Annotated in this window: 22 protein-coding genes and 2 tRNA genes; 13 read left to right on the forward strand and 11 right to left on the reverse strand. The window is 71.8% G+C overall.

Features of this window, described 5'->3' with window-relative positions; translation table 11 throughout:
* Positions 1-8: 8 nt before the first annotated feature.
* The 3 genes from glgB to glgX all read right to left on the reverse strand — a co-directional run bounded on the left by glgB (position 9) and on the right by glgX (position 6,393).
* On the reverse strand, positions 9-2,168 hold the full coding sequence (gene glgB / locus QZL85_RS02985) for a 1,4-alpha-glucan branching protein GlgB (protein WP_295573401.1): 2,160 nt from the start codon (positions 2,166-2,168) through the stop codon (positions 9-11).
* A complete protein-coding gene (locus tag QZL85_RS02990) occupies positions 2,165-4,132 on the reverse strand; it encodes an alpha-1,4-glucan--maltose-1-phosphate maltosyltransferase (protein ID WP_295573940.1) in 1,968 nt (655 codons plus the stop codon). The genes glgB and QZL85_RS02990 overlap by 4 nt, the downstream gene beginning before the upstream one ends.
* A gap of 173 nt (positions 4,133-4,305) precedes the next feature.
* On the reverse strand, positions 4,306-6,393 hold the full coding sequence (glgX, locus tag QZL85_RS02995) for a glycogen debranching protein GlgX (RefSeq protein ID WP_295573403.1): 2,088 nt from the start codon (positions 6,391-6,393) through the stop codon (positions 4,306-4,308).
* A gap of 52 nt (positions 6,394-6,445) precedes the next feature.
* Here glgX and QZL85_RS03000 point away from each other — a divergent pair, with 52 nt between their 5' ends.
* The 4 genes from QZL85_RS03000 to QZL85_RS03015 are packed head-to-tail and all read left to right on the forward strand — an operon-like array spanning position 6,446 to position 11,385.
* Positions 6,446-7,630, forward strand: coding sequence for a cysteine desulfurase family protein (locus QZL85_RS03000; RefSeq protein ID WP_295573405.1), 1,185 nt, complete (start codon positions 6,446-6,448; stop codon positions 7,628-7,630).
* 10 nt (positions 7,631-7,640) lie between these two features.
* Positions 7,641-8,738 carry a tRNA 2-thiouridine(34) synthase MnmA gene (gene mnmA / locus QZL85_RS03005; protein WP_295573407.1) on the forward strand — a complete coding sequence of 366 codons (1,098 nt, stop codon included), beginning with the start codon at positions 7,641-7,643 and terminating at the stop codon, positions 8,736-8,738.
* A gap of 28 nt (positions 8,739-8,766) precedes the next feature.
* Entirely contained in the window at positions 8,767-11,079 is a 2,313-nt protein-coding gene (gene ligA / locus QZL85_RS03010; RefSeq protein WP_295573409.1) for an NAD-dependent DNA ligase LigA, read from the forward strand.
* Positions 11,080-11,130: 51 nt separating this feature from the next.
* Complete coding sequence (locus tag QZL85_RS03015; RefSeq protein WP_295573942.1) at positions 11,131-11,385, forward strand: YciI family protein; 255 nt, start codon at positions 11,131-11,133, stop codon at positions 11,383-11,385.
* Here QZL85_RS03015 and QZL85_RS03020 read toward each other — a convergent pair.
* Entirely contained in the window at positions 11,363-13,063 is a 1,701-nt protein-coding gene (locus tag QZL85_RS03020; RefSeq protein ID WP_295573411.1) for a long-chain-fatty-acid--CoA ligase, read from the reverse strand. The two genes, QZL85_RS03015 and QZL85_RS03020, sit on opposite strands and share 23 nt — an antisense overlap.
* Before the next feature lie 56 nt (positions 13,064-13,119).
* On the opposite strand from QZL85_RS03020, the gene gatC reads away from it, so the two are divergent.
* The 6 genes from gatC to QZL85_RS03050 are packed head-to-tail and all read left to right on the forward strand — an operon-like array spanning position 13,120 to position 18,646.
* Entirely contained in the window at positions 13,120-13,419 is a 300-nt protein-coding gene (gatC, locus tag QZL85_RS03025; protein ID WP_295573413.1) for an Asp-tRNA(Asn)/Glu-tRNA(Gln) amidotransferase subunit GatC, read from the forward strand.
* Positions 13,416-14,927, forward strand: a complete 1,512-nt coding sequence (gatA, locus tag QZL85_RS03030; RefSeq protein WP_295573414.1) for an Asp-tRNA(Asn)/Glu-tRNA(Gln) amidotransferase subunit GatA — start codon at positions 13,416-13,418, stop codon at positions 14,925-14,927. The genes gatC and gatA overlap by 4 nt, the downstream gene beginning before the upstream one ends.
* Positions 14,927-16,441: an Asp-tRNA(Asn)/Glu-tRNA(Gln) amidotransferase subunit GatB gene (gatB, locus tag QZL85_RS03035; protein WP_295573416.1), complete on the forward strand. Its 1,515-nt coding sequence runs from the start codon at positions 14,927-14,929 to the stop codon at positions 16,439-16,441. The genes gatA and gatB overlap by 1 nt, the downstream gene beginning before the upstream one ends.
* Positions 16,442-16,477: 36 nt before the next feature.
* Positions 16,478-17,743, forward strand: a complete 1,266-nt coding sequence (dinB, locus tag QZL85_RS03040) for a DNA polymerase IV (protein ID WP_295573419.1) — start codon at positions 16,478-16,480, stop codon at positions 17,741-17,743.
* Positions 17,744-17,784: 41 nt separating this feature from the next.
* Positions 17,785-18,105: a hypothetical protein gene (locus tag QZL85_RS03045; protein WP_295573421.1), complete on the forward strand. Its 321-nt coding sequence runs from the start codon at positions 17,785-17,787 to the stop codon at positions 18,103-18,105.
* Complete coding sequence (locus QZL85_RS03050) at positions 18,089-18,646, forward strand: hypothetical protein (RefSeq protein ID WP_295573423.1); 558 nt, start codon at positions 18,089-18,091, stop codon at positions 18,644-18,646. Before QZL85_RS03045 ends, QZL85_RS03050 begins: the two co-directional genes overlap by 17 nt.
* A gap of 1 nt (position 18,647) precedes the next feature.
* On the opposite strand, the gene QZL85_RS03055 is transcribed toward QZL85_RS03050, so the two are convergent.
* From QZL85_RS03055 to orn, 5 genes are all read right to left on the reverse strand, one after another.
* Entirely contained in the window at positions 18,648-19,139 is a 492-nt protein-coding gene (locus QZL85_RS03055; RefSeq protein WP_295573425.1) for a DUF2017 family protein, read from the reverse strand.
* Entirely contained in the window at positions 19,136-19,420 is a 285-nt protein-coding gene (gene clpS / locus QZL85_RS03060; RefSeq protein ID WP_295573427.1) for an ATP-dependent Clp protease adapter ClpS, read from the reverse strand. The genes QZL85_RS03055 and clpS overlap by 4 nt, the downstream gene beginning before the upstream one ends.
* Positions 19,417-19,767, reverse strand: coding sequence for a metallopeptidase family protein (locus QZL85_RS03065; protein ID WP_295573429.1), 351 nt, complete (start codon positions 19,765-19,767; stop codon positions 19,417-19,419). Before QZL85_RS03065 ends, clpS begins: the two co-directional genes overlap by 4 nt.
* 25 nt (positions 19,768-19,792) lie before the next feature.
* Positions 19,793-19,868 (reverse strand) — tRNA-His (locus QZL85_RS03070).
* Between the two features lie 34 nt (positions 19,869-19,902).
* Complete coding sequence (gene orn, locus QZL85_RS03075; RefSeq protein WP_295573431.1) at positions 19,903-20,526, reverse strand: oligoribonuclease; 624 nt, start codon at positions 20,524-20,526, stop codon at positions 19,903-19,905.
* 59 nt (positions 20,527-20,585) lie between these two features.
* Here orn and QZL85_RS03080 point away from each other — a divergent pair.
* Positions 20,586-20,658: transfer RNA gene (locus QZL85_RS03080), tRNA-Arg, on the forward strand.
* 63 nt (positions 20,659-20,721) lie between these two features.
* Positions 20,722-20,934, forward strand: coding sequence for a methyltransferase (locus QZL85_RS03085; protein ID WP_295573433.1), 213 nt, complete (start codon positions 20,722-20,724; stop codon positions 20,932-20,934).
* Here QZL85_RS03085 and QZL85_RS03090 read toward each other — a convergent pair.
* Positions 20,921-21,544: a YitT family protein gene (locus QZL85_RS03090; protein WP_295573435.1), complete on the reverse strand. Its 624-nt coding sequence runs from the start codon at positions 21,542-21,544 to the stop codon at positions 20,921-20,923. The two genes, QZL85_RS03085 and QZL85_RS03090, sit on opposite strands and share 14 nt — an antisense overlap.
* 62 nt (positions 21,545-21,606) lie before the next feature.
* Between QZL85_RS03090 and QZL85_RS03095 the strand changes: the two genes are divergently transcribed.
* Positions 21,607-23,022 carry a PLP-dependent aminotransferase family protein gene (locus tag QZL85_RS03095; RefSeq protein WP_295573437.1) on the forward strand — a complete coding sequence of 472 codons (1,416 nt, stop codon included), beginning with the start codon at positions 21,607-21,609 and terminating at the stop codon, positions 23,020-23,022.
* Here QZL85_RS03095 and QZL85_RS03100 read toward each other — a convergent pair.
* Complete coding sequence (locus tag QZL85_RS03100; RefSeq protein ID WP_295573439.1) at positions 23,019-23,255, reverse strand: hypothetical protein; 237 nt, start codon at positions 23,253-23,255, stop codon at positions 23,019-23,021. The genes QZL85_RS03095 and QZL85_RS03100 overlap by 4 nt on opposite strands.
* Positions 23,256-23,317 lie beyond the last annotated feature (62 nt).

The following is a 23,317-nucleotide window of genomic DNA, read 5'->3' on the forward strand; positions in this document are numbered from 1 at the left end:
CCGCGCCCTTAGACCGCGTCACCGCGGTCCTCCGGCGTGCGGTGGCCGAGCCACAGGACGCCCAGCGGCGGCAGGACCATGTGGGCGCGCCCGGACCCGTCCGCGTGCACGACCCCGAGGTTCCCGACACCGGACCCGCCGTAGATCTGCGCGTCCGAGTTCAGCAGCTCCGCCCATTCGCCGGCCTCGGGGAGGTCGAGCGCGAAGTCGTGGATCGGGGCGCCGGAGAAGTTGCAGACCACGGCCACCGTGTTGCCGTGGTGGTCGCGGCGTGCGAACGCGATGACGTTCGGGTTCCACGAGGGCTCGCCCAGCCGCTGGAACGCGGCGCCGTCGCTGTCGCGGGCCCACAGCGGCGCGTTGTCGCGGTAGACGCGGTTCAGCGCGGCGACGAAGTCGTGCAGCTGACGGTGCGGCGGCTGGTCGAGGATCCACCAGTCGAGCCCGCGGCCCTCGGACCACTCCGACAGCTGCCCGAACTCCTGACCCATGAACAGCAGCTGCTTGCCCGGGTGCCCCCACATGTACGCGAGGTACGCGCGCATGTTCGCGAGCTTCTGCCAGTGGTCACCCGGCATCCGGGTGAACAGCGTGCCCTTGCCGTGCACGACCTCGTCGTGGCTGATCGGCAGGACGAAGTTCTCGGTGAAGGCGTAGACGAACGAGAACGACAGCTCGCCCTCGTGATGCGAGCGGTACATGGGGTCGCGCTTCATGTACACGAGCGAGTCGTTCATCCAGCCCATGTTCCACTTGAACCCGAATCCGAGGCCGCCCTGCGATGTCGGGGCGGTGACCCCCGGGAAGCTCGTGGACTCCTCGGCGATCATCGCGATGCCGGGGTAGCGCTTATACGCCGTCGCATTGACCTCCTGCAGGAAGCCCAGCGCCTCGAGGTTCTCCCGGCCGCCGTGCACGTTCGGCTCCCACTCGCCGGCTTCCCGCGAGTAGTCGAGGTACAGCATGGATGCCACGGCATCCACCCGCAGACCGTCGACGTGGAACTCCTCGAGCCAGTACAGCGCGTTGGCGACGAGGAAGTTGCGGACCTCGCTGCGGCCGTAGTCGAAGATGAGCGTGCCCCAGTCGCGGTGCTCGCCGCGCCGGGGGTCGGCATGCTCGTAGAGCGCCTGTCCGTCGAAGCGGGCGAGGGCGAACTCGTCCTTCGGGAAGTGGCCCGGCACCCAGTCCATGATGACGCCGATGCCGGCTTGGTGCAGGCGATCGATGAGGTAGCGGAGGTCGTCCGGCGTGCCGAAGCGGCTCGTCGGGGCGTAGTAGCCGCTGACCTGGTATCCCCACGACCCGCCGAACGGGTGCTCGGCGAGGGGCATGAACTCGACGTGGGTGAAGCCCTGCGCGAGGACGTAGTGGACGAGCGGATCCGCCGCGTCGCGATAGCCGAGACCCGGGCGCCACGAACCCAGGTGCACCTCGTACGTGGACATCGGCTTGTCGAGCGGGCTCTGCTGCGCGCGTGCCGTCATCCACTCGTCGTCGGCCCACGTGTAGTGGCTCTCCGTCACGACCGACGCGGTCGCGGGGGGCACTTCGGCCCACTGCGCCATCGGATCGGCCTTCTGGACCCATGCGCCGCTGTCGGTGAGGAGCTCGTACTTGTACGACGTGCCCGCGGCGAGGCCGGGGACGAACAGCTCCCACACGCCGCTCGCGCCCATCGAGCGCATCGCGTGGCCGGCGCCGTCCCACGAGTTGAAGTCGCCCGTCACGCGCACGGCGCGCGCGTTGGGCGCCCACACGGCGAAGGAGACCCCGTCGACCCCGGAGAAGTGCTGCACGTGCGCGCCGAGCACCTGCCACAGCTGCTCGTGTCGTCCCTCCCGGATGAGGTGGATGTCGAGCTCACCCAGCGTGGGCAGGTGGCGGTACGGGTCGTCCGCGCGATGGTCCGGGCCCCCGTCGTAGGTGGCGACGAGGTCGTAGGCGCGCGGCTGGGCGGCGGTGCGGCCCTCCCACACGCCGCTGCGGACGTGCGCGAGCTCGACGGAGGTCGCGTCGGCGAGCACCGCCGTGACCGTCTTCGCGAACGGGCGGCGCGCCCGGATGAGCCAGCCGGACCCCTCCTCGTGCGGGCCCAGGATGTCGTGCGGGGCGAAGTACGCGCCCGCCGCCACGGTGTCCAGGACGGAGTCGGACGGTCGATTCATCGGTGCCCCTTGACGTGGAGGATGTGGACGGGTTCGGCGAACGCGTCGAGCCGGACGAAGTTGTCCTGGTTCCAGGTCCACTGCGCCCCGGTGATCAGGTCCTCGACGTCGTAATCGTGTCCCCGCGGGATGCCGAACTGCGACGAGTCGATGTGGACCGTGGTCTGCCGCATCGAGTGCGGGTCGACGTTCGCGACGACGATGATCGTGTCGGACTCACCGGTCGGCGAGAGTGCCGCGGGCAGATGCTTGACGTACACGAGGATCGCGTCGTCGTCGCTCCAGTGGATGCTGAGGCCGCGCAGCTGACGGACGGCCGGGTGCGCACGGCGGATCTCGTTCAGGCGCCGGAGGTAGGGGGCGAGCGAGTCGCCGGCGGCCTCCGCGGCGGCCCAGTCGCGCACCTTGTACTCGTACTTCTCGTTGTCGATGTTCTCCTCGGAGCCCGGGCGCGCCACGTTCTCGAACAGCTCGTACCCGGCGTACACGCCGTAGGAGCCGGCGCCGGTCGCCGCGATCGCGGCGCGGGTCTTGTAGGCCGGCCGCCCGCCGTACTGGAGGTACTCCGTGAGGATGTCCGGGGTGTTGACGAAGAGGTTCGGCCGCATGAAGTCGGCGGTCTCGTCCGAGATCCAGCCGAGGAACTCCTCGAGCTCCGCCTTCGTGTTCCGCCATGTGAAGTACGAGTAGCTCTGCTGGAAGCCCGCCATCGCGAGTCCCTGGAGGGGCGCGGGACGTGTGAACGCCTCGGCCAGGAAGACGACGTCCGGCTCTTCCGCGTTCACGGTCCGGATGAGCCACTCCCAGAACTGCAGGGGCTTGGTGTGCGGGTTGTCGACGCGGAAGATCTTCACGCCCTGCGCGATCCAGTGCCGGACGATCCGCAGCACCTCGGCGCGGATGCCGTCGGGGTCGTTGTCGAAGTTGACCGGGTAGATGTCCTGGTACTTCTTCGGAGGGTTCTCCGCGTAGGCGATCGAGCCGTCCGGCAGGGTCGTGAACCACTCCGGGTGGCTCGTGACCCACGGGTGATCCGGCGCCGCCTGCAGGGCGAGGTCGAGCGCGACCTCGAGTCCCTCCGTGCGGGCGGCGCGGACGAACGCGCGGAAGTCGGCGAGCGTTCCGAGGTCGGGGTGGACGGTGTCGTGACCGCCGGCCGCGGAGCCGATGGCCCAGGGCGACCCCGGGTCGCCGGGGCCGGCGGTGAGCGTGTTGTTGGGGCCCTTGCGGTTCCGCTCGCCGATCGGGTGGATGGGCGGCAGGTAGAGGACGTCGAACCCCATGTCGGCGACGGCGGGGAGGCGCTTGACCGCGGTGCGGAACGTGCCGCTGCGGATGGAGCCGTCCTTCAGCCGTCGGGCGCCCTCGGAGCGCGGGAAGAATTCGTACCACGCGCCGACGCCGGCCAGCTCGCGCTCCACGAGGAGCTCGCGGTCCTCGCCCACCGTCACGAGGGACTGCACGGGACGCTCGGCGAAGAAGCGCGCGATCGTGGGGTCGCGGACGACGAGGAGCGCGCCGGTATCGTCGACGGACGCGTCCCGCAGCGTCGCGGCCGCCGTCGACAGCGCCCGCCGCTCGGCGACCGGTCGCGCGATCTCCGCGGCCGCCCGGTCGAAGAGCGTCGCGCCCATCTCCCGCATGAGCGGGGCGTCGACCCCGGCCGCGATCTTCAGGTCGGCGGCGTGCTCCCACGTCGCGAAGTCGTCGCCGAACGCCTCGAAGCGGAATCTCCAGACGCCCTGCTCGAGCGGGGCGATGAGGGTGCGCCAGCGGTCGAAACCGTCGTGCAGCGCCGCCAGGCGGTGCAGCGTCTCCGCGCCGGAGGGAGCGAACAGCCGCACGTGGACGCCGATGATGTCGTGGCCCTCGCGGAACGCGGTGACGCCGAAGGGCACCGCCTCGCCGGCGACCGCCTTGGGGCGGTACAGCCCGTCCGGCACGCCCGGCCGGGCGAGGCTCAGCGGGATGCGCCCGGCGCGTGTGTCCGCGGGCGGGGCTGCGGCGCCGGCGGGCCGCAGCGGGATCTGACCGTCGCTTCGCACGGAAGCAGGAGCGGAGGAACGCGTCGTCGTGGCCACCTCTCGAACCTACCGCCGTTGCGTCCGCGGAGACAGTCGCGACGGCGAGCCGCGGGTCACTCGGCCCGGAAGAGCCGCATCGCCGTGCTCGGCATCAGCACCCGGTCGCCGGGCTCGAGCGCGTCGCCGTCGTCCGAAGGGCGCTCGTCGAGGCTCGACCACAGCGGCACGAACCGGCTCACCCCGGGGATACGGGGGAGGGTGACCGTCATGGGGCATTCGTCGCCGTGCACGATGAGGAGGACGCGGTTGGGATCCTCGAGCTCAGGGGTGGATCGCGCGTCGTACTGCAGTGTGCGGTGCGCGGGATTGGTCCACCGCTCGATCGACATCGTCTCGCCGTGCTCGTCGTACCAGTCGATCACGGATGCGCTCGGCACGTCGCGCTCCTCGTGCGCGAACCGCGTGGGCCGCAGCGCCGGGTTGTCGCGGCGCACCTGCAGCAGGCGCTGGACGTGGGCGAACAGGTCCTTCTGCCACGGCGCGTGCTCCCAGGGGAGCCAGGTCAGGGCCGAGTCGTGGCAGTACGCGTTGTTGTTTCCGCGCTGCGTGCGGCCGAACTCGTCGCCGGCGGTGATCATCGGGACCCCCGCCGAGAGCAGGAGCGTGCCGAGGAGGTTCCGCATGGCCTTCCGCCGCGTCGCGAGGATGTCCGGATCGTCGGTCGGGCCCTCCGCGCCGTGGTTGAACGAGCGGTTCGTGTCGGCGCCGTCGCGGTTGTGCTCGCCGTTGCCCATGTTGTGCTTGACGTCGTAGGAGACGAGGTCGCGCAGCGTGAAGCCGTCGTGCGCCGTCACGAAGTTCACGCTCGCGAGCGGACCCCGTTCCGCGCTGAACGTGTTCGCCGACCCCGCGAGCCGCGTCGCGAAGCCTCCGATGCCCACCGGAGCCGTCGACGCGCGGCGGGCGTAGTCGACGTCGCTCAGCCAGAAGTTCCGCACGCGGTCGCGGTACCGGTCGTTCCACTCCGACCATCCGGCGCCGAAGTTCCCGGTGTGCCAGCCGCCCATCCCGACATCCCAGGGCTCGGCGATCATCTTGACCCCCGCGAGCGCGGGATTCTCGGCGATGGCCCGCAGCAGCGGGTGCTCGGGCGTGAAGACGTGGTCGGCGTCCCGCCCCAGGGTCGTGGCGAGATCGAAGCGGAAGCCGTCGACCTGCAGGTCGTTCGCCCAGTAGCGCAGCGAGTCCATCACGAGGCGGGAGGCGGCATCCGTCGCGGTGTTGAGCGAGTTGCCGCAGCCGGTCACGTCGATGTAGGCGCCGTCGTCGTGCTGGCGGTAGTAGGCGCGGTTGTCGATGCCCCGCAGGCTCGTGCGCGGGCCGCCCATCTCGAGCTCCGAGGTGTGGTTGTACACCACGTCGAGGATGACCTCGAGACCGGCTTCGTGCAGGAGCTTGACCATCCCCTTGAACTCGCGCAGCACGGCGTCCGGTCCGCCCGCGCGGCTCTCCGCGGTCGCGTAGCCCATGTGCGGCGTGAAGAAGTTGAGCGTGTTGTAGCCCCAGTAGTTCAGCAGCCCGAGGTTGAGCAGCCGCGGCTCGGTGCTGAACGCGTGCACGGGCAGCAGCTCGACGGCCGTCACACCGAGGGAGAGCAGATGCTCGATCATCGCGGGGTGCGCGAGACCCGCGTACGTGCCGTGCAGTGCGGGCGGGACCCCGGGATGCCGCTTGCTCACACCCTTCACGTGGGCCTCGTAGATGACCGTCCGATCCATCGACACGGCGGGCTTGCGGGAGGAACCCCAGTCGAACGAGGTGTCGACGACGACGGCGCGCCAGTCGTCGAGGCCGCCCCACGCGAGTCCCTTCGCGTACGGCTCCAGGAGGAGCGACGCAGGGTTGAACGTGCTGCCGGCGCCGACCGGACCGCCGACGCGGATCGCGTAGCGGGTGCCGGGCCGGAGCGCCGGGGTCGTGACCTCCCACACCCCGCCGCCCACCGCCGTGAGCGGCAGTGTGTCGGTGATCCAGTCGAGGTCCACGGCGTCGAACAGGACGAGTTCGACGGCGTCGGCGTGCCCGGACCACACGCGCAACGTGCCGACACCGTCGCGCACCGTGACGCCGAGATCGTCGAAGCGTGGGGAGAGGAAGTCGGGGGCGCCGAGGACGGGGGCGCTCGGCTGCGGGCTGGCCATGCGCTCTACAGTAGTTAGGCGGCAGGCCGTTCGTGACGCCGAGGGGAGAGCGATGACCGTCTACCTCGATCATGCGGCCACGACACCGCTGCGGCCCGAGGCGCGCGCAGCGTGGCTGGCGGCCGCCGAGATCACCGGCAACGCGTCGTCGGTGCACGGCTCCGGCCAGGAGGCGCGACGTGTGCTGGAGGACTCCCGCGAACGGATCGCCGCGGCGCTCGACTGCGATCCCGTCGAGGTCGTCCTCACCTCCGGCGGCACGGAGGCGGTGAACCTCGCACTCAAGGGCCTGTGGTGGTCCCGCGCCGCGGGGACGGACGCGGTCGTGCTCCCGGACGGCGAGCACCATGCCACGTGGGACGCCGTGCGCTGGCTGGAGGGCGCCCAGTCCGCCGTCGTGCGCGCCGTGCCGCTCGATGCGCGCGGCGCCATCGCGCCGGCGACGTTCACGGCCGCGCTGCCCGGTGCCGCGCTCGCGACGGCGCTCGTCGCCAACAACGAAGTGGGCACGGTCAACGACGCCGCCGCGCTGTCGGCCGCGGCGGCCGGGGCCGGGGTGCCGCTGCACCTGGATGCCGTGGGAGCGGCGGGGCACGTCGAGGTGGCGTTCGGCCGCTGGCGGGGATCCGGCGCCGCGGCGAGCGGCCTCGTCGCGCTGAGCGTCTCCGGCCACAAGGTCGGCGCCCCCGTCGGCACCGGCGCTCTCGTCGTCTCCCGCCACGCGCGCCTCACCGCTCTCGTCCACGGCGGCGGGCAGCAGCGCGGCCTCCGCTCCGGGACGCAGGACGTCGCCGGTGCGGCGGCGTTCGCCGCCGCACTGGAGGCCTCCGTCGGCGAACGCGCGGCCGAGGCGGAGCGGCTGACGCTCCTGCGCACCCGCCTGATCGACGGTGTCCGCCGGGCCATCCCGGACGCCGAGCTGCTCGGCGACCCCGACCGGCGGCTTCCCGGCAACGTCCACGTCCATCTCCCCGGCGCGGCGGGGGAGACGCTCCTGTTCCTCCTCGACCAGCAGGGCATCTCCGCCTCGACCGGGTCGGCCTGCCAGGCGGGGGTCACCGAGCCCTCGCACGTCGTCCTGGCGCTCGGCCGCGACGAGCGGGCCGCGCGCTCGGTCCTCCGCCTCACGCTCGGCCGCACCTCGACGGCGGCGGAGGTCGACCTGCTCCTCGCGGCGCTGCCCGATGCGTATGCGCGGGCCGTCGCATCCGGCGCCCGCTCAGCCGACCGCTCGTAGACTGGAACCCATGCGGATCCTGGCGGCGATGAGCGGTGGCGTCGATTCCGCCGTCGCGGCCGCACGAGCCGTGGAGGCGGGGCACGACGTCGTGGGCGTGCACCTCGCGCTCTCCCGCGCCGGCGGGACGCTGCGGACGGGCAGTCGCGGGTGCTGCACGATCGAGGACGCCATGGACGCTCGGCGGGCGGCCGACCGCCTCGGCATCCCGTTCTACGTGTGGGACTTCTCGGAGCGCTTCCGCGACGACGTCATCGACGATTTCGTGGCGGAGTACCGCGCCGGGCGCACGCCCAACCCGTGCATGCGGTGCAACGAGAAGATCAAGTTCGCCGCGCTCCTGGAGCGCGCGCTCGAACTCGGCTTCGACGCCGTCTGCACCGGCCACTACGCCCTCCTCGTCGACGGACCGGGAGGACGCGAGCTGCACCGTGCGTCCGATGCCGCGAAGGACCAGTCCTACGTCCTCGGCGTCCTGACGGCCGAGCAGCTCGCACACACCTACTTCCCGCTCGGGACGACGCCGTCCAAGGCGCTCGTCCGCGCCGAAGCCGCCGAGCGGGGGCTGTCGGTCGCGCAGAAGCCGGACAGCCACGACATCTGCTTCATCCCGGACGGCGACACGCGCGGGTGGCTCGCGGACAAGGTCGGCACGGCCACGGGCGACATCGTCGACCGTGCCGGAGCCGTCGTCGGGGCGCACGAGGGTGCGCACGCCTACACCGTCGGGCAGCGCCGCGGACTCTCCCTCGGGGTCCCGGCGCCGGACGGCAAGCCGCGCTTCGTCCTCGAAGTGCGACCCGTCAGCAACACGGTCGTCGTCGGGCCGAAGGAGGCACTCGCGACCGCGGCGATCGCGGGGGAGCGATTCACCTGGGCGGGTGGTGCGCCGGCGGCCGCATCCTTCGCGTGCCAGGTGCAGATCCGCGCCCACGCGGAGCCCGTCGACGCGCACGCGCGCATCGAGGACGGCGTCATCGCCGTCGAGCCCGCCGTCCCCTTCGACGGGGTCGCGCCGGGGCAGACGGCCGTCCTCTACGAGGGCACGCGCGTCATCGGCCAGTTCACGATCGACACCACGACCTCGGCGGTCCCCGCGCCGGTGTGATGTCGGCACCCCGCCATACACTTGCCGGGTGACGGATGCCGCTGACCCCACGACCGCGACACTCGAGGAAGCGCGGACGGAAGCCGAACGGCTGACCACGCTCATCGTCGAGGCGCGGGAGAACTACTACGGCCGTGACGCCGAGATCGTCGACGACGCGACCTACGACGGGTGGATGCGACGGCTCGAGGAGATCGAGCGCTTCCATCCCGAGCTGCAGGGCCAGGATTCGCCCACCCTCTCCGTCGGGGCGGCGGAGTCGTCGATGTTCGCTCCCGTCGAGCACGCCGAGCGGATGCTGAGCCTCGACAACGTCTTCAGCGAGGAGGAGCTTCGCGACTGGTGCCTCAAGGCGCAGGCGTCGGCGGGGCGGCCCGTGCGCTGGCTGACCGAGTTGAAGATCGACGGACTCGCCATCAGCCTGCGGTACGAGGACGGCGTGCTGACCTCCGCCGCCACCCGCGGCGATGGGCGGGTCGGCGAGGACGTCACGATCAACGCCCTGCGGGTGACCGGCATCCCGCAGCGCCTCAGCGGCTCGGGCCACCCGCCGCTCGTGGAGGTCCGCGGCGAGGTGTTCATCCCCGTCGCCGCCTTCGACGAGCTCAACGCCCTCCAGGCGCGGCTCCGCGACCGCGTGCTCGCCGACGCCCTCGCGCGCGGCACCGACGAGGAGAAGGCCACCCGCAGCGCGGCGCGTCGGTTCCCGGCCTTCGCGAACCCCCGCAACGCCGCGAGCGGGGGCCTCCGTCAGCAGCTCGACAAGAAGAGCGGGCTGGAGCTCGAAGCCGGGCAGGCGCGCGTGGACTCGCTGCGCCTGTTCGTGCACGGCGTCGGCGCGTGGCAGGACCCGCCGGTCGCCTCGCAGAGCGAGGTGTACGCCCTCCTCGCCGGGTGGGGGCTCCCCACGAGTCCCTACTTCCGGACGTCCGACGACGTCGACGGCGTGCTCGCCTTCGTGGCCCACTACGGCGCGCACCGGCACGACGTCGAGCACGAGATCGACGGCATCGTCGTCAAGGTCGACGAGCTCGCGCTGCACGACGAACTCGGCGCGACGAGTCGGGCGCCCCGGTGGGCGATCGCCTACAAGTACCCGCCGGAGCAGGTGAACACGAAGCTCCTCGACATCGTCGTGTCGGTGGGGCGCACCGGGCGGGCGACGCCCTTCGCGGTCATGGCCCCGGCACGCGTCGCCGGGAGCGTCGTGCGGCAGGCGACCCTGCACAACCAGGACGTCGTCAAGGCCAAGGGCGTCCTCATCGGCGACACCGTCGTGCTGCGCAAGGCCGGCGACGTCATCCCGGAGGTGCTCGGCCCGGTCGTCGAGCTCCGCGACGGCACGGAGCGCGCGTTCGTCATGCCGGCGGACTGCCCGGAATGCGGCTTCCCGCTCGCGCCGTCCAAGGAGGGCGACATCGACCTGCGCTGCCCCAACACGCGGGCCTGTCCCGCGCAGGTGCGCGGCCGCGTCGAGCACGTCGGCTCGCGCGGCGGCCTCGACATCGAGGCGCTCGGGGAGGTCACCGCGGCCGCACTCACCCAGCCCTCCCGCCCCGAGTCGCCGCCGCTCGAGACGGAGGCCGGCCTCTTCGAGCTGACCCTCGACGAGCTCGTCCCCATCGAGGTCGTCGTCCGCGACGCGGAGACCGGACTGCCGAAGGAGGACGAGGACGGCACCGTCAAGACGCGCGCGCCGTTCCGCCGCAATCCCAGCCCGGCCGAGAAGAAGGCGGGGCTGACCGGCCCGCAGCCGTCCGCGCAGGCGCTCACCCTCCTCGATGAGCTGGAGAAGGCGAAGACCAAGGACCTGTGGCGCTTCCTCGTCGCCCTCAGCATCCGGCACGTCGGCCCGGTCGCCGCCCGCGCGCTCGCGCAGTGGTTCGGCTCGCTCGCCGCGATCCGCGCGGCATCCCGCGACGAGCTCGCGGCCGTCGAGGGCGTGGGGGGCATCATCGCCGACTCCCTCATCGAGTGGTTCGACGTCGACTGGCACCGCGAGATCGTCGACCGCTGGGAGTCCGCGGGTGCCCGCCTCGAGATCCCCGGCCACCCCGGACCCGGCGCGCTCAGCACCGCGGGCGGCGTGCTGGACGGCGTCACGGTCGTCGCGACCGGCAGCCTCGAGGGCTACAGCCGCGAAGGCGCGCAGGAGGCGATCATCGCCGCCGGCGGCAAGGCCGCCTCGAGCGTCTCGAAGAAGACCGACTTCGTCGCGGCCGGCCCCGGCGCGGGCTCGAAGCTCGGCAAGGCGGAGGAGCTCGGCATCCGCATCATCGACGCGGCGCAGTTCAAGATCCTCGTCGAGCAGGGACCGGCCGCACTCGAGTCGGGGGCATGAGCGTGCAGTGGCTCTCCCGCATCCAGCCGACCCGGCCGGAGATGCCGACGGATCCGACGCCGTAGGAGGAGCGGATCGTCTCCGCGCACGTCGTCTACCTCGTCGCGCTGCGCGACGCCGGCACCCTCCGTCTTCGCGGGGCGCACCCAGGAAGAAGCGGACACGTTCGGGATCGTGATCTTCGGGGCGGACGACCGCGCCGCGGCCCAGGCGATCACCGCCGCCGATCCGGCGGTCGCGGCAGGCGTCTTCGCGGCGACGCTGCACCCGTTCGCCGTCGCGGTCAGCTCCCCGACGTCAGAGTGAGCAGCGACTCCCGCACCTGGCGGCGCAGCACCTTGCCGATGAGCGAGACGGGCAGCTCGTCGACGACGAAGATACGGCGGGGGACCTTGTAGGGCGTCAGGATGCCGCGCGCGAAGGCGCGGATCGACTCGACGTCCACGTCGCCCGCGCCGTCCAGCACGACCGCGGCGACCACCTCCTCGCCGGACGCGGCGCTCGGAAGGCCCACGACGGCGGCATCCGCGACCCGCGGGTGCTGACGGAGCACCTGCTCCACCTCGGTCGGCGCCACGTTGAACCCGCCCGTGATGACGAGCTCCTTGATGCGGTCGACGATCCGGACGAAGCCCTGCTCGTCGATCGTGACGATGTCGCCGGTGCGGAACCAGCCGTCGACGAAGACGGACTCGGTCTCCTCGGGCTTGCCGAAGTAGCCGCCGAACACCTGCGGGCCGCGCACGACGAGCTCGCCGGGCTGCCCCGGAGCCACATCGCGGGTCGGCTCGTCGGGATCGACGACCCGGCACTCGGTCCCGGGGAGCGGAAGGCCGACGGTGCCGGGGACGCGGTTGTCCGCCACCGGGTTCGCCATGAGCACCGGCGAGCACTCCGAGAGACCGTAGCCCTCCACGAGGAAGCCGCCGGTAGCCTCCTCGAACGGCACCACGACCTCGTGCGGAAGGGCCATCGCGCCGGAGATCGCCACGCCGGTGCCGGCGAGCGAGATGCCCTTCTCGCGCGCCACCGCCAGCAGGCGGGCGGCGATCGGCGGGACGAGCGGGAGGAAGGTCGCGGGGTGCTTCTTCGTCACCTCGAGCACCATGTCGGCGTCGAAGCGCGGGAACAGCACGAGACGCGCCCCCATCGACATCGCGAAGGTCAGGCACAGGGTCAGCCCGTACGCGTGGAACATCGGGAGGACGGCGTAGACGACGCATCCTTCGCCGCGATGGATCGACGGCACCCATGCCTGCGCCTGTCGCGCATTGGCGAGCAGGTTCCGGTGGGTGAGGGCCGCGCCCTTGGGCGTCCCGGTCGTGCCGCTCGTGTACTGGATGATCGCGAGGTCGTCGGTCTGCGGCTGGGGGAACGATGCCGGCAGCGCCGGCGCCCGCAGGAGCGTCTCCCACCCGGTGGCGCCGCTGACGCGCTCGGTGAGAGCGGCCCGCGATTCGCGCGCCTTGGCGATCGGCAGCGTGAGCGCGACGCGGAGCGGGAAGGGCATGGCACGCGTGAGATCGACCGTGATGAGGTTCGTGACCGCGAGGTCGGCGGGGAACTCCTGCACCGTCCGCACGACCTTGCTCCACACGATCGCCGTCTTCGCCCCGTGATCCTCGAACTGCTTCCGCAGCTCGCGCGGCGTGTAGAGCGGGTTGTGCTCGACGACGACCGCCCCGAGGCGGAGGATGGCGTAGAACGCCACGATGTGCTGCGGGCAGTTCGGCAGCACGATGGCGACGCGGTCGCCGGGTCCGACGCCCAGCGCCTTCAGACCCGCGGCCGCCCGGTCCACCGCATCCTGCAGCTTCCGGTAGGAGGTGGTCCGACCGAAGAACTGCAGCGCGGGAGAGTCGGGGTACTCGCGCGCCGACTGGGCGAGGATGTCGAGCAGGTTACCCTCGACCGGCTCGAGGTCCTCCGGCACCCCCTCCGCATAGCTGGCGATCCAGGGGCGAGGCGGGTCGTACGTCGTCACGGGCATCACCCTACGCCGCGACGGGAGGGCGCAGACAGCGCAACTACACTTGACGGGTGTCTGAAATCACCCCCGATCTCGTGCGCCACCTCGGCGTCCTCGCCCGGATCCAGCTGAGCGACGAGGAGGTGGAGCGACTCACCGGTCAGCTCGACGTCATCGTCGACAACATCGCGAAGGTGTCGGAGGTCGCGACCCCCGAGGTGCCGGCGACCAGCCACCCCATCCGGCTGCACAACGTGTTCCGACCGGACGTGGCCGGCGACATGCTCACGGTCGAGCAGGTGCTGCAGAACGCACCGGATGCCGCCGACGGACGCTTCCGCGTCACCGCGATCCTGGGAGAAGAACAGTGAGCGACCTCACCCGCCTGACCGCCGCCGACCTCGCGGACAAGCTCGCCGCGGGCGAGGTGTCCAGCGTCGAGGCGACGCAGGCGCACCTCGACCGGATCGCCGCCGTGGACGGCGACGTGCACGCCTTCCTGCACGTCAGCGACCACGCGCTGGACGTCGCCGCCGACATCGACCGGCGCCGGTCCGCGGGGGAGCAGCTGGGCGGCCTCGCCGGCGTCCCGCTCGCGATCAAGGACGTCCTCGTGACGACCGACATGCCGTCCACGAGCGGGTCGAGGATCCTCGAGGGCTACATGTCGCCCTACGACGCGACCGTCGTGGCCCGCGCCCGCGCCGCCGGTCTCGTGCCCCTCGGCAAGACCAACATGGATGAGTTCGCGATGGGCTCCTCGACCGAGCACTCCGCGTACGGCCCCACCCACAACCCGTGGGACCTCGACCGGATCCCGGGCGGCTCGGGCGGCGGCTCCGCCGCGGCGGTCGCGGCCTTCGAAGCGCCGATCGCCCTCGGCTCGGACACCGGCGGCTCCATCCGCCAGCCCGCGCACGTGACCGGCACCGTCGGCATGAAGCCCACGTACGGCGGCGTGAGCCGGTTCGGGGCCATCGCCCTCGCCTCCAGCCTCGACCAGGTCGGCCCCGTCTCCCGGACGGTGCTCGACTCCGCCCTGCTGCACGACGTCATCGGCGGCCACGACCCGCACGACTCCACGTCCCTCACGGACGCCTGGCCGTCCTTCGCCGCCGCGGCCCGCGAGGGCGCCTCGGGCGAGGTGCTCAAGGGGCTGCGGGTCGGCGTCATCGCCGAGCTGCCGGACAGCGGCTTCCAGCCCGGCGTCTCGGCGTCCTTCCGCGCGGCGCTGGCCGCGATGGAGGCCGCCGGCGCCGAGATCGTCGAGGTCAGCGCGCCGCACTTCGAGTACGGCGTCGCCGCGTACTACCTGATCCTCCCCGCCGAGGCGTCCAGCAACCTGGCGAAGTTCGACTCGGTGCGCTTCGGCATGCGCGTGAACGTCCCGGGCGGCACCGTCGAGGACGTCATGGCCGCGACCCGCGACGCCGGATTCGGCGACGAGGTGAAGCGCCGCGTCATCCTCGGCACCTACGCCCTCTCGGCGGGCTACTACGACGCCTACTACGGGAGCGCGCAGAAGGTCCGCACGCTCATCCAGCGCGACTTCGACGAGGCGTTCGCGCAGGTCGACGTCATCGCCACGCCGTCCGCGCCGACCACGGCGTTCAAGATCGGCGAGAAGGTCGACGACCCGATCCAGATGTACCTGAACGACGTGACGACGATCCCGGTGAACCTCGCGGGCGTCCCCGGCATCTCGATCCCCTCCGGCCTCGCCGAGGAGGACGGCCTGCCCGTCGGCATCCAGTTCATCGCCCCCGCGCGGGAGGACGCGCGCCTGTATCGGGTCGGCGCCGCTGTGGAGACCCTGCTCGTCGATCGCTGGGGCGGCCCGCTCCTGGATCGCGCACCCGTTCTCGGAGGAACCCGCTGATGGCCAAGGACAAGCTGCTCGAGTTCGACAAGGCCCTCGAGCTGTACGAGCCCGTGCTCGGCTTCGAGGTGCACGTCGAGCTGAACACCGCGACCAAGATGTTCTCCTCGGCCGGCAACCCGGCCAACTCGGCGAACCACGAGGCCGGTCCCAACACCCTCGTCGCGCCCGTCGACATGGGGCTTCCGGGCTCGCTGCCCGTCGTCAACGAGACCGCCGTGCGCTACTCGATCAGTCTGGGCCTCGCCCTCGGCTGCTCGATCGCGCCGTCGAGCCGGTTCGCGCGGAAGAACTACTTCTACCCCGACCTCGGGAAGAACTACCAGATCTCGCAGTACGACGAGCCCATCGCCTTCGAGGGCTCCGTCGAGATCGAGCTCGGCGACGGCACGCTCGTGACGGTTCCGATCGAGCGCGCGCACATGGAGGAGGACGCGGGCAAGCTGACGCACGTCGGCGGGTCGACCGGCCGCATCCAGGGCGCCGAGTACTCGCTCGTCGACTACAACCGCGCCGGCGTCCCGCTCGTCGAGATCGTCACGAAGCCGATCTTCGGCGCCGAGCACCGTGCGCCGGAGATCGCCAAGGCGTACGTCGCCGCGATCCGAGACATCGTCATCTCGCTGGGCATCTCGGAGGCCCGCATGGAACGCGGCAACCTCCGCTGCGACGCCAACGTGTCCCTCCGTCCGAGGGGCCAGGAGAAGCTCGGCACCCGCACCGAGACGAAGAACGTCAACTCGATGCGCTCCGTCGAGCGCGCGGTCCGCTACGAGATCCAGCGCCAGGCGGCGATCCTCGCGGCGGGCGGCACGATCACGCAGGAGACGCGGCACTGGCACGAGGACACCGGGACGACGTCGCCGGGGCGACCGAAGTCGGACGCCGACGACTACCGGTACTTCCCCGAGCCGGACCTGCTGCCCGTCGAGCCGTCGCTCGCGCTGATCGAGGAGCTGCGCGCCGCGCTGCCGGAGCCCCCCGTCGTGCGTCACCGCCGCCTGAAGGGCGAGTGGGGCTTCACCGACCTCGAGTTCCAGGACGTCGTCAACGGCGGGCTCCTCGCCGAGGTCGAGCAGACAGTCGCGGCCGGCGCCGCACCCGCCGCCGCCCGCAAGTGGTGGACCGGTGAGATCAGCCGCGTCGCCAACGCGCAGGGCGTCGAGGCGAGCTCGCTCGTCGAACCGCAGGCGGTCGCGGCCGTGCAGAAGCTCGTGGATGCCGGCACCCTCACGGACAAGCTCGCCCGCCAGGTGCTCGAGGGGGTCATCGCCGGGGAGGGAACGCCCCAGGAGGTCGTCGATGCCCGCGGTCTCGCCGTGGTCTCCGACGACGGCGCCCTCATCGCCGCCATCGACGACGCCCTCGCCGCCCAGCCCGACGTGCTCGCGAAGATCCGCGACGGCAAGGTGCAGGCAGCGGGCGCGGTCATCGGCGCGGTCATGAAGGCGATGCGCGGCCAGGCGGACGCGGCACGTGTCCGCGAGCTCGTGCTGGAGCGCGCCGGCTCCTGACGCGGCGGTGTCCGGGGGACCCTGGACAATGGTCGTATGGGACGCGGCGACGGGACAGGGCGCATCGCGTCTCCCGACGACGCCGATGACACCGGAACCCGCATCCTGCACGTCGACATGGACGCGTTCTACGCCTCCGTCGAGGTGCTCGACGACCCCCGCCTCGCCGGCAAGCCGATCATCGTCGGCGGCGCGGAGGGCCGCGGGGTCGTCTCCAGCGCGTCGTACGAGGCGCGCCGCTTCGGCGTGCGGTCTGCCATGTCGACGGGTATGGCGCTGCGTCTCTGCCCGACCGCCGTCGTCGTGACGCCGCATTTCGACCGCTACGCCGCGCTGTCGCGTCAGGTGATGGAGATCTTCCACGAGGTGACGCCGCTCGTCGAGCCGCTGTCGATCGACGAGGCCTTTCTCGACGTCCACGGCGCGCGGCGGCTGTGGGGATCGCCCGGCGAGATCGCGCGGGTGCTGCGCGCGCGTGTGAAGGAGCAGACCGGGCTCACCTGCAGCATCGGGGTCGCGGCCACCAAACATGTCGCCAAGATCGCGTCGACCCTGTCGAAGCCGGACGGCCTCCTCATCGTGAGCGAGGCGGACACCGCCGCCTTCCTCGCCGCCCGGTCGGTGCGGGCACTCTGGGGCATCGGGCCGAAGGCCGCGGAGGCCCTCGAGGCCCGCGGCATCCACATGGTCTCCGACATCCTCGACGCCCCGCACGCGGTGCTGGAGCGGGCGCTCGGGAAGGCGATGGGGGAGCGGATCGGACAGCTCGCCCGGGGCCTGGACCCGCGGGAGGTGGAGACGCACCGCATCGAGAAGAGCGTCGGGCACGAGGAGACCTTCCTCGAGGACATCTCCTCCGTGCCGGTCCTGCGCACCGAGCTGCGACGCCTCGCCGACCGGGTCGCCGCGCGACTGCGCGACGGCGGCTGGGAGGCGGCGACCATCGCCCTGAAGCTCCGCTTCGCCGACTTCACGACGCTCAGCCGGTCCGCGACCATCCCCGAGCCCACGAACGTCGGGCAGCGGATCGGCGACGTCGCCATCGATCTGTTCGACCGCATCGACCTCGTACAGCCTGTGCGCCTCATCGGCGTCCGCGGGGAGAAGCTGCGCCCGGCAGGCTCCCTCGGCGCCGCGCTCTGGGACGACGACGCCGACTGGCGGCGCGTCGACGAGGCGCTGGACGGCGCCCGCTCGCGCTTCGGCGGCGGGGCCGTGACGCGCGCGAGCACGCTCGGCGCCCGCCGCGACGTCAACGCGCTGCCGACCAATCCCCGCCTGCCGCCGATCGATCAGGGCTGAAAGCCCGAGCGATCCCGCGCAGGGCGCAGTACGGTGGGTGCATGCCCAACCTCGCACTGGACCTCGGCAAGCAGGCTGCCTCCCTCGGCGTCAACAGCGTCTACGGAGAGCAGATCGACGTCGACGGCGTCCGCCTCATCCCGGTCGCGCTGACCTGGTCGGGGTTCGGCGCCGGCGAAGACGATCGCGGGAGCGGCGGTGGTGGGGGCGGCGGCGTCGCCGTGCCGCTCGGCGCCTACATCCGCAAGGGCGACGACCTGCGCTTCGAGCCGAACCTCGTCTCGCTCGTCGCCGTGGCGATCCCGTTCATCTGGGTCACGGGACGGGCGCTCAGTCGCCTCATCCGTGCGCTCAAGCGCTGACCCGGTCGCACGCGCCCTCACGGCGGCCGCCGATCTGCTGGCCACCGCGCACCTCGGCGCGCGCGTGACGCTCATCGACGGGCGCTCGGGCGCGGGCAAGACGACGCTCGCCGCCCTCCTGTCCGCGCGGCGGCCGGGCGTGCAGGTGCTCGCCCTGGATGCGCTGTATCCCGGGTGGGACGGTCTCGCGGAGGGGGTGGATGCCGTGCTCCACGGCGTCCTCGAACCGCTTGCCCGCGGCGAACAGGGCCGCTGGCGGCGATGGGACTGGGCCGCGGACAGGCCCGCGGAAGGCCACGTCATCGACCCCGAGCGGCCCCTCATCGTCGAGGGGTCGGGAATCCTGACCCCCCGGACGGCCTCCCTCGCCGACGTGCGGGTCTGGCTCCGTTCCCCTGCCGCGTCGCGGAAGGATCGGGCGCTCGCGCGGGATGGCGACGTGTACCGGGCGCAGTGGGACCGGTGGGCCGGGCAGGAGGACCGGCATCTCCGCGCCGATCACCCCGAGCGCTGGGCGACGCACGTCGTCGACGTGCCGTGAGTCAGCGCTCGAGCGACTGCAGCAGCCCTTCGAGGCGGTAGCCGAGCCACTCGTACACGCCCCAGCGCGGGTCGTCGACGTCGCCGTCGGCCTCGGTGTGGATGCCGAGGCGCGCTGCCAGCACGAGCCGCAGCGCCGTGAGGGTGCGCAGCCACGCGGACAGGCGCTCCCCGTCGAGCGGGATGGTGACCGCCTCCTCCGCGCCGCGGGCGTCGAGTTCCTCCGGGCGGAGCGGGGCCCCGTCGCGCAGCAGCGTGGCCAGTACGATGCCGGCATCGGCGGCCCGACGCTGCAGGAGGTCGCCGGCGGTGAGATCGCGGAACTCCCGCGCCGCCGCCGGGTCGGCGTAGGCGTCCGGGACGAGCCGCGCGATCGCCGGGTCGTCCGGGGCGGACTCCTGCTCCGTCACGAGTGCGGAGAGCTGCTCGACGAGGGAGGTGAGATGCGCGACCTCGAGCGCGCTCAGCTCGAGGGCGGCGACCGGCGCGCTCACGCGCCGGCCTCGCGCACGGTCGCCCACAGCCCGTAGTCGTGCATCGCCTGCACGTGCAGTTCCATCTGCTCGCGGGCCCCTTCCGCGACGACCGCGTGACCATCGTTGTGCACCGCGAGCATCAGCTGGTTGGCGCGCGCCGTGGAGTACCCGAAGTACTCCCGGAAGACGTGCACGACGTAGCTCATGAGGTTCACCGGGTCGTTCCAGACAACGGTCTGCCACGGGCCCGATGACGTCCGGGCGAGGTCGAGGTTCTCCTGGGGGAGCGTCAGCGTCATGCCCAGCCCAACTCGTGCAGCCGGTCGTCGTCGATGCCGTAGAAGTGCGCGATCTCGTGCACCAGCGTCGTGTGGATCTCGTCGCGCAGGTCGTCCTCGTCGGCGCACGCGTCCAGGTGCGGCTCGCGATAGACGATGATCCGATCCGGGAGCTCACCCATCCCGTAGCGATCGCGCTCGGTGAGGGAGAGGCCGTCATAGAGGCCGAGGAGGTCGAGGCTGCCGTCCTCCGGACGGTCCTCCACGACGAACACGACGTTGTCGAGACCGGCGACCATGTCCTCCGGGAGCCGGTCGAGCTCGTCGGAGACGATCGCGTCGAACGCGTCGGCATCCATCTCGATCATGACAACGCCTCACCGCGGGGGTGCTTGGGGTGAGTAACGGGACTTGAACCCGCGACCCCCTGGACCACAACCAGGTGCTCTACCAACTGAGCTATACCCACCAAGTGCCCGTGCATGGGCAACCCCACAAGTGTATTACAGGCCGGAGGCGAACGACGACACCGCGGATGCCGCGGCTTCCCGCGCCGCGTCGCTGGACGGGCCGGGTTCGGGCACGAACACAGCCTGACGGTAGTACGCGAGCTCGCGGATCGATTCGCGGATGTCGGCGAGGGCGCGGTGTCCGCCGTCCTTCGACGGGGCGTTGAAGTAGGCGCGCGGGTACCAGCGGCGCGACAGCTCCTTGATCGTCGAGACGTCGATGTTGCGGTAGTGCAGCCACCGGTCGACGCGTGGCATGTACTTCGCGAGGAACATGCGGTCGGTGCCGATCGTGTTCCCGGCGATGGGCGCCTTCCCCTCGGCGACGAAGCGCTGGATGTACTCGAGAGCCTCGAACTCCGCCTCGGCCAGGCTCACGCCGCCCGGGATCTCCTCGAGGAGACCGGATGTGGCGTGCATGTTGGTGACGAACTCGTTCATGTTCGCGAGCGCGGACGCGTCGGGCTTGATCACGATCTGGAAGCCCGGATCGAGCGCACGCAGCTCGAAGTCGGTCACGATGATCGCGATCTCGACGATCTCATCGATCGCGGGATCGAGTCCCGTCATCTCACAGTCGATCCAGACGAGACGATCGTTCTCCGCGGCACTGCCCATGCCGCCATCCTAACGAGCGCTCCCGACGTCCCTCCGCCCGCGCGATAACCTGGGAGCGCGCCCTCGTAGCTCAGTGGATAGAGCAGCGGCCTTCTAATCCGCCGGTCACAGGTTCGAATCCTGTCGGGGGCACCTCACCCCTGGCGGCAGGGGGCGGTTCCGCGTAGCGTCATGCTCGTCGGAAGGAGTTCGGAGATGAACACCACGTCACAGACAGCACTGTGGGTCGCGTACGGCGCGGAGAGCAATGTCGTCGGTACCATCCGGAAGGTCGACGACGCGTACACCGTCACCATCGCCGGCGCGGACGCCTCCGTCGGCACGTACCCGTCCATGGAGATCGCGAAGAGCGCCCTGCACGGTCACCTGCCGCCCGGGTCGGACTGGCCGAGGTTCACCCAGCACTGACCGCCGGAGCGCCCTCGACGGGGGTGGGCGTCGCGCGGCGACGGCGATCGAACGGCGGCAGCGCGATTTGCACGAGCGGTCCGATCAGGACCGCGAAGAGCACGGTGCCGAGGCCGACGGTCCCGCCGAGGAGCCAGCCCGCCAGCAGCACGGTGGCCTCGACCGTGAGGCGCGCCGCCCAGATGGGCCAGCCGAGGCGTGCATGGATCCCGGTCATGAGGCCGTCCCGAGGGCCGGGGCCGAAGTTCGCGCCGATGTAGAGCCCCGAGGCCAGCGCGACCATCACGACGCCGGCGAGGAAGACGACCCCCTGCGCCAGCCAGCCGGTGACCGGGGGCACGACGGCCAGCGTCGCCTGCATGCTCGTCCCCACGAGGAGGATGTTCGCGATCGTCCCGACGCCGGGCTTCTGCCGGAGCGGGATCCACAGAAGCAGGATGAGGAAGCCGAGGAGATTGGTCACCCACCCGATGCCGATGCCCGTCTGCCGCGAGACGCCCTGCGCGAAGACCGTCCAGGGGTCCAGGCCGATGCCCGCCTGCACCATGACGGCACAGCCCGCGCCGTAGAGGACGAGGCCGACGAGGAGCTGGAGGGCGCGGATGAGCATGACCATATCCAATCGCATGATTGGCCTCCGGCGACCAGTCCAATACGGATACAGTGGCTCGCATGGACTCTCGGATCACGGCGCGGAGCCTCGCACAGGCCCTCGGCGGATGGCGCACGCGCGAACCGGCGTACGAAGCCCTGGCCGACGGCATCCGCGTCCTGTGTCTGGACAACAGGCTCGCGCCGCGGACCGCGCTGCCCGCGGAGCGCGAGCTCGCCGGTGCCCTGCAGCTGAGCCGCACGACGGTCGCCGCCGCGTACGGGAGTCTCCGGGCGACGGGACACATCGAGAGTCTCCGGGGTTCGGGCAGTGTGACCCTGCCGCTCGGGCGCCGTGCGCCCGGCCGCGCAGCGGCCGCGCCGGACGAGATCGACCTGCAGCAGGCGAGCCCGGCGGCATGGCCGGGGCTCGCCGGCCTCCTGAGCGAGGTGGCCCTGGAGGCGGCGTCGATCGTCTCGCGGGCCGGCTACGACATCCTCGGCCGGGAGGACCTGCGGGAGGCCATCGCCGCCCGCTACACGCAGCGCGGGATCCCGACGACCGCCGACCAGATCATGGTCACGACGGGGGCGCAGAGCGCGATCCACCTGGTCGCCGCGGCGTTCCTCCGTCGTGGGGAGCGAGCACTCATCGAGACGCCGACGTACCCGCACGCCGCCGAGGCGCTCCGCGACGCGGGGGCACGGCTCGTCGGCGTGCCCGTCACCACCGACGACGGCTGGGACCTGGAACGGGCGGAGCAGGCGTTCGCCCGCACGAACCCGGCCCTGGCCTACCTGATGCCCGCGTTCCAGAACCCGACCGGGCGCAGCATGACCGGACGCGAGCAGGACGTCATCGGCGCCGCCGCGCATCGCGCCGGCACCGTGCTGGTGCTCGACGAGACCACCGGCGACCTCGCGATCGACCCGCGCCCCGTGGGACCGGCCCTCCCGGAATCCGGTGCCATCCGGATCGGCTCGCTCGGCAAGACCGTGTGGGGCGGGCTGCGGGTGGGATGGATCCGGGCGGACGCGGAGACCATCCGCCGACTCGTCGCCGCGCGTCCGCATCGCGATCTCGGCACGCCGGAGTTCGAGCAGGCGGTTGCGACGCGCGTTCTCGCGCACATGCCCGATGTCATCGCCCAGCGATCCGCGCTGCTGCGGGAGGGGCGGGACGCCCTCGTCGCCGCGCTGCGCGCGCAGCTGCCGGAGTGGCGGCTGCCGCAGGTCGCGGGCGGCGTCTCGCTGTGGGTCGGCCTGGACGCGCCGCTCAGCTCGGGGCTCGTCCTCGCGGCGCGCGCCGAAGGTCTGCACCTGTCGGCCGGTCCGCGCTTCGCCGTCGACGGCGGCCACGACCGGCACCTCCGTGTGCCGTTCACCGCCCCGGTCGAGCAGCTCCGGCGCGCTGTCGACATCCTCGCCCGAACCTGGCCGGTCGTCCGCGCGAACGCGCCGGTCCGCGGCCCGGATCTGCTGGACGCCGTCGTCTAGCGCGACAGCCGCAGGCACTCCACGGCCTCCGCTGCGGACCAGAAGCTGCCGACCTCGCGGAATCTCGCGCTGCCGGCGTGGAAGCGCAGCGCCGCGAATCGCGCGTCGTCCTCGCGGGCCGCGAGATGCCCGATGGCCCGGCCCGCGTCGTCCAGCACCCGCCAGAGGCCCGCACCCACCGGCAGCAGGCGCACGGCCGCCGGCACGGTCGGCCTCTCCATCACAGTCGGCATGGTCTCTCCCTCCGTGATCGAACATATGTCCACCCTCCGACATCGGGTCGGCGTCGGGAACA

Origin of the sequence: uncultured Microbacterium sp., assembly GCF_900078385.1 — a bacterium.
In the GTDB taxonomy this organism is placed as follows: domain Bacteria; phylum Actinomycetota; class Actinomycetes; order Actinomycetales; family Microbacteriaceae; genus Microbacterium.

Coding starts and splice junctions, on each gene's coding strand:
- glgX (WP_295573403.1), bottom strand. CDS start 6,393: ATGGCCAGCCCGCAGCCGAGCGCCCCCGTCCTCGGCGCCCCCGACTTC.
- glgB (WP_295573401.1), bottom strand. CDS start 2,168: ATGAATCGACCGTCCGACTCCGTCCTGGACACCGTGGCGGCGGGCGCG.
- mnmA (WP_295573407.1), top strand. CDS start 7,641: ATGCGGATCCTGGCGGCGATGAGCGGTGGCGTCGATTCCGCCGTCGCG.
- orn (WP_295573431.1), bottom strand. CDS start 20,526: ATGGGCAGTGCCGCGGAGAACGATCGTCTCGTCTGGATCGACTGTGAG.
- dinB (WP_295573419.1), top strand. CDS start 16,478: ATGGGACGCGGCGACGGGACAGGGCGCATCGCGTCTCCCGACGACGCC.
- QZL85_RS03045 (WP_295573421.1), top strand. CDS start 17,785: ATGCCCAACCTCGCACTGGACCTCGGCAAGCAGGCTGCCTCCCTCGGC.
- QZL85_RS03090 (WP_295573435.1), bottom strand. CDS start 21,544: ATGCTCATCCGCGCCCTCCAGCTCCTCGTCGGCCTCGTCCTCTACGGC.
- QZL85_RS03065 (WP_295573429.1), bottom strand. CDS start 19,767: ATGATCGAGATGGATGCCGACGCGTTCGACGCGATCGTCTCCGACGAG.
- clpS (WP_295573427.1), bottom strand. CDS start 19,420: ATGACGCTGACGCTCCCCCAGGAGAACCTCGACCTCGCCCGGACGTCA.
- QZL85_RS03095 (WP_295573437.1), top strand. CDS start 21,607: ATGGACTCTCGGATCACGGCGCGGAGCCTCGCACAGGCCCTCGGCGGA.
- QZL85_RS03000 (WP_295573405.1), top strand. CDS start 6,446: ATGACCGTCTACCTCGATCATGCGGCCACGACACCGCTGCGGCCCGAG.
- QZL85_RS03100 (WP_295573439.1), bottom strand. CDS start 23,255: ATGCCGACTGTGATGGAGAGGCCGACCGTGCCGGCGGCCGTGCGCCTG.
- QZL85_RS03085 (WP_295573433.1), top strand. CDS start 20,722: ATGAACACCACGTCACAGACAGCACTGTGGGTCGCGTACGGCGCGGAG.
- gatB (WP_295573416.1), top strand. CDS start 14,927: ATGGCCAAGGACAAGCTGCTCGAGTTCGACAAGGCCCTCGAGCTGTAC.